We start from the raw sequence: 15507 nt of genomic DNA, 5'->3' as shown, positions 1-15507 counted from the left end.
ACTTCGGGCTCTTGGCGACTTTTGGTGATCGCGCTACCCTAGCCTGAACCATCGCCCCAGAAGACTATCTGTTTGTTAAAATTAGTCGCTTAGCCAATAGGTCTAGCTCTGCCCGTCCAAACATTTGTCGTTTCAGCATTTTTAATCGATTATTTTGGCCTTCAACGGGGCCATTGCTAACCTCTAATGTAACGCCAGCTTTGACCGCATCATAGTCTTCGTCCAATCCTTTGGCAAAGCTCTGAAATGCTTTCACTGTAGTATTCTTAGCTTTTTCTAACCAGTTATCTAACTGCGCAGGAAGTCGCTGTCGGACAAGGATGATAAAGTCCTGAGTGAGCCTTATGATCTCCAATAGTTCAGATCGTTGACTAAGGCGTTCCAAGAGCGTTTTTTGTTTATCTGTCAACGTGTCCGGTTTCTGGAGAACTAACCAAGCCGCTCGCCGAGCACTTAACGGTTTCTGGGACTTGATGGTGACCTTTGGGGCCGGACCTCGACCAGGCAAATCCTTTAATGAGTCAGGGTTGGGGCTTAGCTGAGCTTGAGCTGACCGTAGCGTATGGGTATAGCGTGCAAGAGTTTCGTAGGTCCCTGAATAGCCCTTTTCTTGAATTGCCTTAAAGAGCTGTTTGGTGTGCTGACGTCCTTGGTTCCATTGATCGATGAGATATGACTTGTAGGGGTCTAAAATACTCCTGCGTTTTCGGCTGGATGGCTGCCATTCCGGAAACGTCTCATGCGATAGATAGGTATACACCGTACGCTCACCCATCCCTAGATGATAGGCAATATCTTTGACCTTGTATCCTTGCTTCCGTAAGCTGTGGACCTGCTCATAGTTTTCGAGGCGTTCAGCTCGCTTTTGGGCCGTTTTCTGTTGTTGGGCTGTTTGGGGAGTTGAATTCTGTGATGTCGAAACTTCAGACACCGTAGCTCCTTCGGATTGAAGCTGTTCTTGTTCAATCTGTTTGAGGATTTTTGAGTGACTCTTCAGAGCCTTTTCTAGAGTCTCTTCAAGATTGTGTAACAGATGAAAGCGATCTGCCACCTGAATGGCATCGGGAGCTCCCTGAGTCATCCCACGCTTGTACGTCTTGGAACGGTCCCGTGACAAGATTTCAATACCAGGGTGCTCTTCTAACCATGCGGCTAAGGTTTCTGCTGTCCGGTCTGGTAACAAAGCAATGGGATGGTGTGTTTCGAGATCCACCAAGATAGTTCCATAGTGATGACCTTTACGGAACGCAAAATCATCTACGCCCAGAATCCTAGGGGTAATCACCTCGGGTAGCGGCAAGCTGGAGAGAAGGCGCAGAAAGGTATTTCGGCTATAGGCGTAGCCTACTCTGTAACTTAATCTAGCGGCGGCTGACCCAGCCAATTCTAATCCTATGGCGATTAGATGGTCTGTGTAACGAGTCGTACGCCTAGCCCAAGGGGCGACAACACTGGGTATGCGCTCAGTAAAGATCCGTCGCTGACAGGTGTCATTGAGACAGAAAAACTTACACACCTCTAACAAGAGAGTCAGGCTGAACTGAACCAAGGGTAAATCCCTGAGCGTTCGTTGATAACGACTATGAACCCGTCCAGTGGGAGCTTGGCACAATGGGCAATGGGCAATCACCTGAGTGGATTCTACTGTAACGATGAACCGATGGGTTTGGGTATCTAAATCCCAGTGTTTCAGGGCTAAGGCTGATGAGTCAGGGAGTAGATGCTGTAGAAAGTCCATGATGGGATGCACGTGAAGGCCAATCCCTATTTACGGTTTGCCATCCCATTCGGATCACCAAAAGTCGCCAAGAGCCCGAAGTTGTGTGAATCAGCAAATCAGTAAAAATCGCTGAAACGACGTATCTTCGTTAGAGCCACATAATTCTTAAAGGCCTTGCAGAGAAAGGCTTTTAAGAATTATGTGGCGGCCTATAACAGCTTCGCTAGGTTTAAGCCTAAAAGAGCGGCTAGTTCCATCGGTACGACTTTTCATACTACTGCGCACAGTTTATCCCCACATTTCTCGGATCGCCCAAAGCTTTAGGTTCAGTCAATGGGTGAGCCCTTGGACCCGATTGTGTCAGTTGTCCGATTTCACTGGACCAGTTTTGGACTTTCGAATTGCAATCAGGTATGTGCCAGTTGCCCAAATCCCTTATCTCACCGTTCACCCTCAAAATCCTGGACTAATCGCTAGAACTCTTATCAGAATTGAGATGTAGACGAAATCAAAGGGTTGCCTAGTTGCCGTCTTGAGCAACGGTTCTAGATTCTACCGCTCCATATCCACACCCACATGCCGTTGTTGTTGACGCGTATGCATTTTCTGTTGCATGACTGCGTTTACCTGTTGCCTGACATAATCCACAGCAGCAGTCCGACTCTCTTGCTGTCGTAGCTGTCGGGCCAACGGTCCCTGAAACAAAATACGAGCAGCCTGCCGCAGCTGCACCTGGGTGGGTTGACCTTGAGATCCACATTGCTCCTGGAGATACTGGTGAGCAATCATCTGGTCTTGATGATATGTCTGTGCCGGTGGTTGTTGCGCAGCATAATGCTCATACCATTGCCAGTCTTGCTGGGTTAAGACCAATTGCTGTCGTCGGTGGCGAAGGGCAGCTGCAAACTTTCGAGTAAGCTCTGGAACTGTTGGGTCTGCCGACTGTCGAGTTGTTGAAGCAGCGTGATTACCTGGGTCAAAGCTTGCTGTGAGGCGTTCTGTGCTTCGAGTGAGGCGGCTAGTTGGGTTTTCAGCTCGGCTATCTCGACGTATAGCGGTTGTAAGCTGGCAAGCAAGGCGCTCTCCAATGCGCCTTCCGTCATCTCGACGGTCAGGGGCTGTGGTTGGGACTTGCGGGGTCTGGCCATGGGTGGTTACCTGGTAGAGGGGTAAATAGTCGCTGGCGTTTTGGTTCGCTCGGCTGCGTTGGGCGGTGCGGAGTAGATCGTCTTTGTTGAGGGTGTAAATGGTCAGGTGGCGTTTGGATCGGGAAACGGCGACATAAAAGGCTTCCTGGGTGAGGGTGCTATCGGCGGCCACCAGGACGCGCTCAGCGGTTTTGCCCTGGCTGCTGTAGGTAGTGCTCACCAGGCCATAGTCAATATATTGGTGGCCTCTGAGATTGAGGCTGCGGGTATTGCCATGTGCGGTGAGAATCTGGGCTTGGCCCTGGTCATTGAGGGCGGTGATAGTAAAGTGCTGGCCGTTGCGGATACCCAGATCGCGATCATTGCGAGTCCACCGCAGTTGATCGCCTACGGCAATAGGAAGCTGTTGGATGCGGTAGCTGGTTTTCCTGGAACAGTGAACAGGGTTGAAGGTGAGGGTTTGGCCATTGGGGGCTTGGAGAATCAGATGATTATGGGTGGAGTCAATGGCAGTGACGGTATAGCGATGGTGACGCTCCAGACCATGGCGCGGGTAGTTTCTCACGGGGACAATTACATCACCGATGGCATAGTGGCTGACATAGCGGGCCTGGGCCTGGGTGAGATCTTTGGGGCGTAGGGATTGCAGGGTAAAGCGATCGCACTCTAATCGACCTTCTTGTTGCAGGGCATGACGTAGTTTTTGGGTAATGGCCAGGCGGTCATCGTTGGTACCGCTAAGAATCAGTGTTTTCTTGCGCTGGGCAGGGGTGAGGCTGAGGTAGTCCTGGGCCAGGGCGCTAACCCGATCATCCAGGGACACAGTTTGGATAAATCCAGCTTCGTCTAACTGCTGGATGCCGGTGGGAATGTCGCCCTGGGCAATGTGGTAAACGGCAGTCTTGAGGATCTCCGTTTGTTGGCGGCGGGATTGGTTGAGAATAGCCGTTTGAATGCCGCCTTCTTGGAGAGATTTGAAAGGGTTTCCAGCTTCAACGGCAGACAGTTGCCGAGTGTCTCCCACGAGAACAACACGGGCCTGGTGGATCTCTGCTTTTTGTAGCAGGGCATGGGCATCTTTGGCGCTCAATAGTCCGGCTTCGTCCACGATCCAAATGGGGGATTTTCTGGACGAGCGGTTGCGTTTAGACAGTTCTGGATCTGGGGTGTGGAGTAGGTGGGCCACGGTATCGGTAGGGATACCAGTGTCCTGGTGGAGGACATTGGCGGCCTGGGCGCTGGGGGCATAGCCGGTGACATCATGCCCCTGCTCCTGGGCGATGCGGGCATAGAGATTGAGGCTATGGGTTTTACCAGAACCGGCGACACCTTGCCAGGCAATGATGCGATCGCACGTAGTCGCCGACAGCAAAATAGCCTCACGCTGACCAGGAGTCAGACTTAAAGCATCACTCAGTCGCTGGTTAACCTCCTCCGATGTGGCAATCGGTCCCACCTGCCCCTGGCCGCCCACCATCATCTGAATCGTTTCTCGTTCTCGGTCCAGAGCGGTGTAAGTAGTGAGTCGTTGGTCATCAATAACAATGCGGTTGGGATGCTGCTGCAAGGCCTGGTGGAGATCGGCAAAACGTTGCTGACCGAGACCATGTTCCAGAGCAAATCGTTCGGCTTTGGCCTGCTTAAAAACGCTCTCCCGTTCGGCAGCATGATCCAGACCAAGTGTGGCGGCGGCATGGGCAGCCGTTTGACTGGTTTGACTCAGGTCACTGTCCTGGGTGGGCACTTCCGGTAGGGTCAATCCTTGGGCCTGGATCGTTTCGGCCCAGCCGGTGAGTAAAACGGAACGGGGCACGGTGGTTTTACGACGGCGGGTGTCGAGGGTGGCCTGTTTTTGTTGACTGCGGTGGAGGGGGGCACCACCGTTTTCGGTCAGCTTCTGTTCCCACTTTTCCAGGTACGTTTTGATCTGCTGGGTGCGGGTGGAAAAGGTATTGAGTAGCTCAGAACCATAGCCGGTTAATTCAAACTGACCGGTGGCCGTCGGGGTGATGTCATACCCATGCTGACGCAGTTGATAGGCCAGCTCATTTTGGTAGATTTCCCCCAGCAGTTTTTGGTGGGCCACAATCGCTTCGTTACTCAGGCTACGCCACTGGCCATTGTCTAACTGGGTGGCATTAATCAGCACACAATGACTATGGAGTTGAGGGTCCTGTTCGCGACTGGTTTCGTGACGAAAAATAGCAGCAACCACATTACCAGTGGTCACCCGTTCCCGTTCTCCTTGGGGCCGACGAATGCGGGTTTGGGCATAGCGAGTTTCAAGAATCGATAGGGCCGTTCTGACCGCCTGATCATGGGCCGCAAGCACACGAGTATCGCCTTGAATTAAGGCAGCAATAGAGACACTTTTGGGTGCAGAAAAAGTGCAGTCGGTGGCCGCCCGGTGATGGTCTGGATCGATCTTGCGAGCATGCAGGGATTCCCCATTCGGGCCTTCACCATGGAGCAATTGTTGGAAGGTGGATTGGTTAAAGTCGTCGGTTAACCCGAGGGCGATTGCGCCTTTTCCATACCAGGTGGCGCTGGGGGTGCCGGTATCGGCATCGCCCAAATCTCGGGTGTAATAGTCGTCAGCTTCGTAGTAATTTTCGGCCTGGGCCGCTGACACATTGGCAATGGACAGCATGGCGCGGTAGATGGAAAAACGACAGAAATAGGGGTCTGAGAGATTTTCAGGTTTTGAATCGTTAAAGCGCTTAACCTACAGGGATTTGATGGGGTTTTCTCCGTTTGGGCCTGCCCAGCCTGGGCGTAATGTCTGAACCGCGTAGCCCCGTCCATCGTTAATTCAGCGTGAATCCTACACTGCCCTGGACGGGGCGCAGCTCCCATGGCTTCCTACTGATCCCATAGAAACCATCAGGAGGTTTCAACAGAGTCGCTACATTCGTTTACACCACAACAGATTTAGACGAGAAACGTTACACCCGCCGTAAATCCTGGCGTGAATAGCATTCTCCCTACGCTCAGGCATTTATGTGAATCCTATGAATCGTGTGAATCATCGTGAATCCTATGAATCATGTGAATGCCATGAATTCGTGTGAATTCACGTGAATAGATACTAACTACGAACATTCTCACACTAGGCCTCAAGCCTCATCAATAAACGGCTATCCAAGGATCCTGATAGTTAATCCATGGTTTATCAGCGCAGCCATCAACACGAATCCCTACAGAGAGTTTTCAACAGTGCTGTCTCGAAAACAATTCAGGAAACACCTACGTTAATCATTGGGAAATAGCTTCGTTAACAGTTTAGTGAATAAATGAGAAACGCTCTGGAAACAACAATGGGAACGCTACAAGCTACCAAGTTCTAGAGAACAAATATCGTGGCAACTAAAGTTAATTCAATAATTAAGGGATTCCGTACTTTTACACAGCAATCTGGGAATGCCGCTCAACCTGGGAAAAGCTCTGGTTATCTCCCGCCATGTCCGATACTGTTTACTCTGCTGACACCATTGCGGATTGCCAACAGGAACTTGCAGCCCTTGCCAAAGAACCTCGCACCCACTTCAACAAGCGTGAAGCGGTGGCAGTGCTCTTTGAGGATATTGAGGCTGCCCTGGTAAACCACACCTACAGTGAAGTGGCAGAACGGTTAGGGAAATCGGGTATCGATATCTCAGCGGGTAGCTTGAAGCAATACATGCTCAAGCTCAAGCGGGAACGCCAGGGGTCTACCAAAAAAACGTCAGGGTCATCTAAACGAAACCGTAGGAATAGCCAACCCAAACCTGCGGTGGAGAAATCCTCTAGCAATACACCACCGTCTCAGACGGTAACTAAAAAACGGGTATTGCCAGAACCATTTGATGAGGTGAAAACCGCATACTAGGGGGATGACGATGACTGTCACCACACGTAAACGTACTAAATCATCAACTAATACATCTGCCGATAACGCCAACGGAGATAGTGAGGGTAACGATAGCGTTAATTCAACTGTGAACGCTGAGGTGAATCCCAGCGTGAATCGTCGGGTTAATCATCGGATTCATTTTGCCGATGGAAATAAGGGAGGCGTGGGTAAAAGTGTTCTCTGCCGCACCCTCTATCAGTGGTTCCTAGATCGGCAGCAGCCGGTAATCGGGGTGGAAGCGGATGTGAATAGCCCAGACTTTAAGGGCATTTACTCTGATGTCATGGTGGCCCAGTTCTCTGAGGATGAAACCCTGGGGGCCAGGGCCAACTCCATTGTGAATGCCGTCGTCGATGCCCAGAAGTCTGCCGTCGTGAATCTACCGGCCACGGTCTATGAAGCCTTTCGACTATGGCTGCGGGATTACGACATTCTTACCCTGGCCGCCGACAATCACATCGAGCTGGTGAAGTGGTTTGTAGTCACTGGCGAATTTGACAGCCTCAAGAGTTTAGAAATTTCCCTGTCCTCCTTTGACCGGCGCATTCCCCATGTGGTGGTGAAAAACCTCAAGTATGGCGATTGGACTTTCTTTGAGGAGTCCGATGACCTCCAGGCATTGATTCGTGAAACCCAAACGCCCGTGATTGAGCTACCCAAGCTACCGGTGCGGGTGGCCAGTACGGTCCTGCAGCAGCGGCTTACCTATGCCGACAGTTTGCGTCATCGAGGCAAAGGCTTTGGCGTGGTGGAGCAGGCTGCAGTGAAAAGCTATCTGCGCTCTGCCTATGCCGCCTTTGAATCCACTGGATATTTGCCCTGCATTTAGGGAGGCATGACACCATGAATACCATTACCGACGAGCAGCGACGCTTAGCCGGGGCCATGGGTGTGGACCCCGATGATCCGTTGATTACTGTACTCAAGCCCGTGGCCGACCTGGCCGAGGAGATGAAGGCATGGAAAGACATCGACATCGAACTTCTGAAGTTTCTCCGCTCCACCAGTCAGGGGGTGGAACAGACGGCCTCCAATTACGCCAAGCTCGCCAATTACTACAGGACATTGGTCGAGCTATCCAAGGAATCTTCGACGCAAATGCAAGCGGAGACCGGGAAATTAGTCATGCTGATGCAGGACTCGATCAGACAAATGCAGTCCGATCTACCCAGCAAACAAGAACTGAAGTCCGATCTCAGCTATCTCAAGACCGAAATTCAGCAGACCAAGGCCTTGAGCGCTGATCGCCCCTTAGTGCAATGGGTAACACTGGTGATAGCGCTTCTCTACAGTGGCGGAATGGCCTGCTTGGGCTGGTCTATAGGACGGTTAAATGGCTTGGAAAAGGGAAAACTTCAAAATATAAGTCTCTTCGGGGGGCAAAGCAATATGATTTACTGGTCACATCTGCGACAACAGAATAAAGATGAGATCACGAGTTGTCGAGAACAAAAACAGAAGACATGCGTGATTAACTTGCCATAGAGGATAGCTTCACTTTGGTTGGGAAACTCATGCTACAATCACTGCGCCCTCAGGCGCAGCAGTCCTAATGAAAATTACTCTACGCATTTTGGACAGTTGGATGCGTTTGGGTGAGGTGGGTGCGATCGCAAAGTTTAGAAGGGCCTGCATCGCTGCGCTCAGGAGCAACTAGTCAACGTAATTGCAAGGAGTATTCACCCTGCGAAGCAACCAGTCAAATCAAATCATAAGGTTGACAATCACTAGATGCAAAAAAGTCTTCGTAATATACTGAGAACTTAACTTTTAACGGCTATTGCGCTTAAAAACTATGCACAGCAACCTCTTTAGACATCCCAATGCACTGAATCAGAGCCCTCTATTTCGTTAGAGAACTTATCTAAACTCTCTTTTAATAACGGAGGATTCAGAGCCGCACCTTCATCACCCTCCCTAAACCCACGTATAAGCAGCGAAGGAAAAGTAATCGGGTACAAAAAAAACACGTCAAAGAAAGTTCGAACATTTAGGCGATCTCCTTCACCCATTCTCTCCAAGCCATAATCTATCGGTTTCCGAGCATCACTAAGCGCTTGCATTATAATTCTGTTGTCATCTCCTAGAAACTTGTGACACATTGCCATCAAGCAACAGACTTCCATGTCCTTCTTAGCAGCATAATACACACGGACAGGTAACACAGCAGATGAAATCGGTGAATTCCAAATACGGTAGAAAGCTACATGTGCTGCCTCGAGATGGGTAAGAACTCTATTAACAGCTTCTCTCGGATTAGCAGAAAAATCGATCTTTCGCATTACATCTTTCGCAGCGGAGGCGTGAACACCACTAACAGCGTCCAGAGCAGCTCCAAAGCTCCCTCCTGAGAAAAAGGTGACGATTTTTGCGGAGGTGCCGACAAAAGGAACTAAATCATCGATTAGCGACATTGAATTTCTACCTCACCTAAACATACGGATTCTAATTTTCCTCTCTGAACAATGAAGCAACCGTTAAGCCTTATAGCCAAAATGAGGTCCAATAGCAAAACCATCAGACTATACAGTACATTTCAGACTAGCCTATAAATCTGTTCTAGCTAGCTCCGATGCCATGTTCAGAAGCAAATATTAATATCCTGACAGGCTGCAATGGCCGCAGCCATTCAATCACCCATAGACAGACTCAAATCATTACCAGGAAATAACTTCAGCCTATCAAAAAGACTTTAGCAAGCCTGTAAGGACACACAGCAGCAACAAGCCTTGGGGCAACTGGCACACTTCCATACAGTCCGCTTTTAGGCCAAAAATAAGACCCACTGTCACAGGGCACATTACAGACACCCTGTCGGTGGCTTACGTAGGCAAACATCGCTAAACGAAGCAACGCAGCGCTCAACGACCGTCTACGGCGTAGCGATGTGCGGTGTGGCTGGTTTTGGTGGTGGATGGGTTGAGATCCCATAGCCAACTCATTGGCGAGCAACGAAAATATTATGCTAGCTTTTCGAATAAGATATCAGAAAAGCAAAGCCAAACAAATATTATCTTCCTAGAGTTCAAATTTCTAAGATGGTTGTCAACCGCTTTTTAATTCACTGCGCTACTTGTCAGCAGAATCATACATTAAGGATCACAGTAGGGACAGACAAATATCAAGAGCATTCCTTCCCTTGTGTAAATTGTGGTGAGGATATATCTGTCCGTTTAGATGTTGACTTCGAAATTCGAAAGCAAGTAAGCACTATACCTGGATTAAGTATTCCAAGCACTAAATTATCAACTCTTAAAAATTGCGATTTCTCTGAAAAAGAAGGAACAATAGTAAACTTATCTCCTAATTTTTTAATCTCAGAAGAATTACGACATGATGCAACCTATTTTCCTTCAATATTTCAATCTATGGAGCTAATAAAAAAACTAACATAAATAATGAAATTCAGATCTATTACTCAGATAAGATCGATGGGATGAAGGTTATAGATCCTACACCATTAATGGGGGGTATTAGAAACCTAAGAGATAAAATCGAGCTCCTTACTAAATCATGGTCCCTTAGCAACAAGGGACAAGAAGAGCTTTCTAAAAGTTATTTAAATCAGCTTGCAAATAATTTCTTTGACAAACCTTATGCGCTGCATGAGTCAACTTTGATGTTTATTTATCTATTCCATGGTGAACAAATTACTGAAGAGATAAAGAAAATGTTAGATGAGTTTAGAGCGGCTAAGAAAAACTACCCTGCAGAGTATCTCAGATTCCGATCTTATTATATTTCAGAAAAGTCAGAAAGCTTTTTAGAAAATAGATTAGATGATTTAAAAGACTATCTCAATAATTACGATGACTTAGTCAATGTCTATTTATATGTCAAGAACAAGAAAGAAATACCTGAAAATATATCACCGTCATCTAAAAGATTTAGACAATTAAAAATGTTTTATGGAAACATCTATGAAAGTATTACTTCAGATCTTTTTGTTTTGGCTTGTATAAATAACATACTCAATGGTAGACAATTTGATATTTTCAATAAAATGGATTTAAAGAAGTATATGACTATTAACAAGGCTAATAGAGCAAATGCATTTAAAGATAGACTCACTTTTAATCCTATAGTTCAACATTTAGATAGCAAATTAAGGAATGCTTCACATCATGGTGCGATGAAGCTCCGGAACAACACGATAAAATATCGTTCCGGCGGCACTGGAGCTTCACACACTATCAGCTATATAAAATACCTAGAGAAATGTAACCATCTAATGTTTGCTTCCTGCATACTCTTCGCATTCGGATTGTTGCTTTTGAATGATGGGATATAGCGTATCTTTAATGAACTTCACCTCAACCCCCAACTGCCTTCCTAAAACGGCACCACGACATCCCTCAACGCAATAAAACGCAGCGCCGCTCCCGACCACAGCACCGCCAGCAAACGCTGCTCATCCACCATCAGAACCTCATACTGCTGCCCAGGCTGCTGACGATGGCCAACGAGGTCGCCTGGGCGTAGCGATTGGATTACTTGGTTACCTACCACTCCATCAACCTCGGATCATAATCACTACTATCCACCGCTTCCGCCGGACCACCCACATCGCTCGCATCCTGCATCCACGCCTCAAACCGCGCCGCCTGACTCAACGCCACATAGTAAGGCAATGGTCGAAAATACTTCAGCTTGCCAGTAGCTGGCTGCGATCTAGGCAACGGGGCGACTACCTGGCTGGCAATTAGCTGTTTCGGTCGGCGCATCAGTGCTTATCCTACGATTAAACAGCTTGATTCTAAACGGATGACATTACCGCTCGCGGTGACATCAACCACAACACTCCATAGAGTCATCTCACTGATAGGCAGAAACAGCAGTGACAAATAACAACATTAACGTTTGTATCAGAGAAGAGATTTTGAAGCACTACAGGAATATGCTGTACACATGCGTTGAAAAGCTCATGGTCGCTACATAAGGAGGTCTAACGATAGATATTTCGATAGCATCATCCGACAGTTCAAAAACAGCACCCAAACACATCACTGATATTTCTTCTTACTTGCACTAGAGAGCCCTGTTTATAGTAGGTTCGCCTGATATATAAAAACTCTGAGAAGTCTTGTTTAATGTAGAAGAGTCCCTCAGTTGATTGTTATGGGTGCTGTTGTGTTTAAAGCTTCACGAACTCAATCGCCCAACGCTACAACTCACTGGGCAACAGCAAAAGGCAGCCCAAGAATCCTTCAGTGAATATCAAAACAACTCATTACGCTGTGATCACACACCCAACCTAAGCAAAAATGATGGTTGTGTAAGCAGACGGTAGGCTTATTCTGCCGAGGAGGTGGTCTGCCACATATCGGCATACAGTGGATTCACGGACAAAGCAAACTATTGCATAACTTCCTATCTCGAACCCTATATCGCCTAAATGAATTTAGGTGAGTAAACAGCACACTGTATTGCTTACCTAAATTTAGATACCTCTAAATTTAGGCACCCTCTATATCTAAATCGAGCCCCCCATGAACCTTAGCGTCCATGGGGGCTTCTTATATTGAATTGATCTTGGCTGGTTGCGAACTGGCCAGTCGGTGCTGGCGCGTTGGTGAAGCCACTCCAGAGGAGTATCGCAACCGCCTCCCCTCTCCTTGTGACCTCTATCACCTCAATCCCTCAGCCAATTTCAGAAACCCCTTAAGCAACCTTCAGTTACCCGTCAGATAGCGTTCAGGTACCCCTGGCATTCTGTAGTCAATGAAGTTCATTCACTGATTCCCAAGGAGCTTTAACCATGAAACGCACTATCCTTTCCGCTTTGACTGTTCTCGTTGCTTCCGCTGCGATCGCACCCGTCGCCGCCGCCGTTGAGCCCGCTAACTTCAACATTCAAGAAGCCCGCCTCGAAGCCCTCGACCGCCGCACCAAGAACTCCGTCCACAAACTACGCCTTGAGCACCTCAACAATCAGACCAAGGCCATCGAAGATATCCAAACTGCTCGGCTAGAAGCACTCGATGCCCGTACTAAAGCTATCGACAACATCCAGGAAGCTCGCTTAGATGCCCTCGATGCTCGTACCAAAGCCGTTGATAACATCCAAGAGACTCGCTTAAACGCATTGGATGCTCGCACTAAGAACACCGTTCACAAACTGCGTCTGGAGCACCTTAACAACCAAACTAAAGCCGTTGAGGACATTCAAGCCGCTCGTTTGGAAGCGTTGGACGCTCGTACCAAAGCTATCGATAACATCCAGGAAGCTCGCTTAGATGCCCTCGATGCTCGTACTAAGTCCGTAGTCCGCTAACAGATTGCTGAGCTGTTGCGGTACTCAAGCTAAGCAAATGACGGATGCATTCGTTATTTGCGCGTTAGGTGAGCTGTTGTCGCTCAATGCTTAAGGGATATCTATCGCCTTAACGAACCTGACAGAAGTTGAAGCACAAGCTTGGGTGCCCGGTGCAGACTCCGTAATCTGTGAAGCTTCATTCTCAGGGCACCCTTTTCCTACTCAGACTCTCCCTACACACACTCTCTCTAGAGTCCTCACCAATTGGTGGGGGCTTTTTTTGTTGGACAAAATCATTAATCCGTCGGTCAGTCCTCACCATTCTCATAATCTTCATCTGGATCTGGGGCCAGATCCGTCAAAGTTTGGATCGTCTTTTCAATTTCTATCTAGGGCCTCACGAATCGTAAATATCTGATCATCCAAGTCAAACGCCAGATCAAACAATTCCGGCCCTTTACTCGTAACACCATTATTCACAAACTCCATCGCCAGTTGATGTAACCGCAGCAGGTCTTGACGAATCTGAGGTGGGCGAAAATCCTCGTCATCCCCCAACAATTGCCTCAACTGATCCACATGATCCACCGCACTCAGCAACCGAGTTGTTTCAAACCCTTCATAGACCTTTTGGCGATACTCCTGAGTGTACTGAGGCATCTGGCAAGCTCCCAATGGCGGTGGCGACCTGACAGTAGCATCGTTGAGGGTAGGGGCTCAAGTCAGGCGGAGATTACAGGAGGCTTCTGGCTTCTACATGCTGTCTCCTAACCACACTGTCGTATCCTAACGGAAACACGGCGGGATAACCTGAACCTTACCACTCTCGGCATGCAGAAATAGACAAATGACCATCACCTACACCAACCGCAGTTTACAGATCTACTATCTGCATCAGGGCACCACAAAAACCGGCAAACCCAAGTACTTTTTCTCAAAGAAATCCGAGGGAAACCTGGTCGAGCAAATTCCTGATGGGTTTGAAATTTACGAAAATCCTAATGCCCAGGTCTTTTTACGTAGGATTCCAAAGAAGATTATTACAGATGCCGAAGTGCAAGTCGTCAAGCAGGCTATGGAGAACTTTTCTAAAGTCAAACCTTTTATAATCGATGTCAAAAAAGAGATTATTTATATTTTCACCTCCAGTAACAACACTGACCAATTATCAGAAATGGTCAAAGCTACCGCAGTTCAGTTTAATCGAGATGCCGATACGATAGAACAGCTTATCCAGCAGTCAATTCGATATACATCTGACCTACGTTTTACCCTGATTGATAAGCAAAAGCGACGCTTTCAAACAGAACGATATTGCTACCTTGGCAGCATTGATGATTGGATCCACATTGGCTATGAAGACTCTCTAGACGTGCTGGTCAAGACCTACTTACCGCATCTGGGGCAAGAGTCATTTTTTGAACTGCATTAGCGATAGCTGTAGAGTTGCGTGTAGCCCAAAGGACATGTCTAACGCTTTTCTTATAGGCTCTGAAACTTGTGAACTGCCCACGGATAGATCATCTAGAATATCGTTAAACCAACCAATAGGGTCGTGGAACTCGGTCACCAGTTTAAACTAGTCATTATCAATAGCGACATTTTCGTCGGTAGTCAATTCAATGCTCAGCAATCTGAGCGATGGTTGCGGCATGAAATGAATGGGTACCCAGATAAACCATTCGTCATTGTCACCTCTGCCCATGAGCTATCAGTTCTATCGGCCATGATTGCGCTAGTCAATCGTTTTGACCCAGCACGGATTACTTTGGCAGTGTCCGGCAATGAATCAGTCACCTTTAGAGGACCCTCATTGACTGAAATCGAAGATAATATCTGGGCAGCTCTTAAACAACACTATGGCTTGCTCGATACCGATGTCATTCGAGTAACCAATTGGACCGGTTTGAGGATGTCACAGGACGCCTCGCTATCTACATACCTTGCTAACGGTTGGTTGAAACCAGAACAAAATCAAGGGTTTGCTCCCATCGCCCAGATTCTCACTGATAGGGATTCTCAAAATCCTCATTGATGACAACCAGGGCAAAGGCAACGCCATTGGTCGTCACATGAGTATTAGTAAACCCTCGGCTTCCCAGTTCTGCTCTAAATCCGGTTGCTTGCTGTGGCGTTTCAAACTCTACCTGATAGTAATCCCCTGGCATCGATGGTAAATCTTGGCTGACCAATGGATTTTCCATGCTCAGCTGGTTCAGTTCAGTGAAATTGATTTTACGCGTAGTTTGATATCCTGCACAGGATTGAGCGATTTCAAGCAGTAATGCTTCGGTTAATGGATTCATAGATAATGCTCTTGGCGTATTTCGTGGAAGCTATAGAGTAACTTTTGACTTCTTTGCGATCGCAACATTTATAGATTCTACCGCCCCATACCTACACCTCCATGAAATTGTTGTTGCAAAAATAATGTCAACTTTTTTCTTAACCGATCAACCCTTGTTGCCACAGCTTTAGAGATTATTGCACA

15 protein-coding genes are annotated in these 15507 nt (G+C 47.8%); 8 read left to right on the top strand and 7 right to left on the bottom strand.

The window, feature by feature from the left end:
• Positions 1-64 precede the first annotated feature (64 nt).
• Entirely contained in the window at positions 65-1738 is a 1674-nt protein-coding gene (locus tag SPB21_RS35380) for an ISL3 family transposase (protein WP_499866109.1), read from the bottom strand.
• A gap of 534 nt (positions 1739-2272) precedes the next feature.
• Positions 2273-5518, bottom strand: coding sequence for a MobF family relaxase (mobF, locus tag SPB21_RS35375; RefSeq protein ID WP_499869717.1), 3246 nt, complete (start codon positions 5516-5518; stop codon positions 2273-2275).
• An 810-nt stretch (positions 5519-6328) separates the two neighbouring features.
• On the opposite strand from mobF, the gene SPB21_RS35370 reads away from it, so the two are divergent.
• The 3 genes from SPB21_RS35370 to SPB21_RS35360 are packed head-to-tail and all read left to right on the top strand — an operon-like array spanning position 6329 to position 8245.
• Positions 6329-6736: a hypothetical protein gene (locus SPB21_RS35370; RefSeq protein WP_163695418.1), complete on the top strand. Its 408-nt coding sequence runs from the start codon at positions 6329-6331 to the stop codon at positions 6734-6736.
• A gap of 10 nt (positions 6737-6746) precedes the next feature.
• Complete coding sequence (locus tag SPB21_RS35365; RefSeq protein ID WP_499869716.1) at positions 6747-7589, top strand: P-loop NTPase family protein; 843 nt, start codon at positions 6747-6749, stop codon at positions 7587-7589.
• Positions 7590-7603: 14 nt separating this feature from the next.
• Positions 7604-8245 (top strand): hypothetical protein, encoded by a 642-nt coding sequence (locus SPB21_RS35360; RefSeq protein ID WP_499869714.1) that lies wholly within the window; start codon positions 7604-7606, stop codon positions 8243-8245.
• A gap of 326 nt (positions 8246-8571) precedes the next feature.
• Here SPB21_RS35360 and SPB21_RS35355 read toward each other — a convergent pair whose 3' ends face one another.
• Positions 8572-9174, bottom strand: coding sequence for a hypothetical protein (locus SPB21_RS35355; RefSeq protein ID WP_499869713.1), 603 nt, complete (start codon positions 9172-9174; stop codon positions 8572-8574).
• A gap of 624 nt (positions 9175-9798) precedes the next feature.
• On the opposite strand from SPB21_RS35355, the gene SPB21_RS35350 reads away from it, so the two are divergent.
• Both SPB21_RS35350 and SPB21_RS35345 read left to right on the top strand, forming a co-directional pair.
• Complete coding sequence (locus SPB21_RS35350; RefSeq protein ID WP_499869712.1) at positions 9799-10155, top strand: hypothetical protein; 357 nt, start codon at positions 9799-9801, stop codon at positions 10153-10155.
• 41 nt (positions 10156-10196) lie between these two features.
• A complete protein-coding gene (locus SPB21_RS35345) occupies positions 10197-11051 on the top strand; it encodes a hypothetical protein (protein ID WP_499869711.1) in 855 nt (284 codons plus the stop codon).
• Positions 11052-11092: 41 nt separating this feature from the next.
• Here the strand turns inward: SPB21_RS35345 and SPB21_RS35340 are convergent, their stop codons facing one another.
• Both SPB21_RS35340 and SPB21_RS35335 read right to left on the bottom strand, forming a co-directional pair.
• A complete protein-coding gene (locus tag SPB21_RS35340; RefSeq protein ID WP_499869710.1) occupies positions 11093-11269 on the bottom strand; it encodes a hypothetical protein in 177 nt (58 codons plus the stop codon).
• The gene (locus SPB21_RS35335; protein WP_499869709.1) at positions 11263-11484 is read right to left on the bottom strand and encodes a hypothetical protein; all 222 of its coding nucleotides are present in this window, start codon (positions 11482-11484) and stop codon (positions 11263-11265) included. Before SPB21_RS35335 ends, SPB21_RS35340 begins: the two co-directional genes overlap by 7 nt.
• A 1034-nt stretch (positions 11485-12518) precedes the next feature.
• On the opposite strand from SPB21_RS35335, the gene SPB21_RS35330 reads away from it, so the two are divergent.
• Positions 12519-13034, top strand: a complete 516-nt coding sequence (locus tag SPB21_RS35330) for a hypothetical protein (protein WP_499869708.1) — start codon at positions 12519-12521, stop codon at positions 13032-13034.
• A gap of 360 nt (positions 13035-13394) precedes the next feature.
• On the opposite strand, the gene SPB21_RS35325 is transcribed toward SPB21_RS35330, so the two are convergent.
• The gene (locus SPB21_RS35325) at positions 13395-13676 is read right to left on the bottom strand and encodes a transposase (protein WP_499869707.1); all 282 of its coding nucleotides are present in this window, start codon (positions 13674-13676) and stop codon (positions 13395-13397) included.
• Between the two features lie 187 nt (positions 13677-13863).
• On the opposite strand from SPB21_RS35325, the gene SPB21_RS35320 reads away from it, so the two are divergent.
• Both SPB21_RS35320 and SPB21_RS35315 read left to right on the top strand, forming a co-directional pair.
• A complete protein-coding gene (locus SPB21_RS35320; RefSeq protein ID WP_499869705.1) occupies positions 13864-14448 on the top strand; it encodes a hypothetical protein in 585 nt (194 codons plus the stop codon).
• A gap of 123 nt (positions 14449-14571) precedes the next feature.
• Positions 14572-15051 (top strand): hypothetical protein, encoded by a 480-nt coding sequence (locus SPB21_RS35315; protein ID WP_499869704.1) that lies wholly within the window; start codon positions 14572-14574, stop codon positions 15049-15051.
• Here the strand turns inward: SPB21_RS35315 and SPB21_RS35310 are convergent.
• A complete protein-coding gene (locus tag SPB21_RS35310) occupies positions 15020-15322 on the bottom strand; it encodes a hypothetical protein (RefSeq protein WP_163671919.1) in 303 nt (100 codons plus the stop codon). The two genes, SPB21_RS35315 and SPB21_RS35310, sit on opposite strands and share 32 nt — an antisense overlap.
• Positions 15323-15507: the final 185 nt, after the last annotated feature.

This window comes from Leptothoe sp. ISB3NOV94-8A (assembly GCF_043421595.1).
In the GTDB taxonomy this organism is placed as follows: Bacteria; Cyanobacteriota; Cyanobacteriia; order Phormidesmidales; family Phormidesmidaceae; genus Leptothoe; species Leptothoe turfae.
This window is presented reverse-complemented; position numbering and strand designations above follow the sequence as displayed.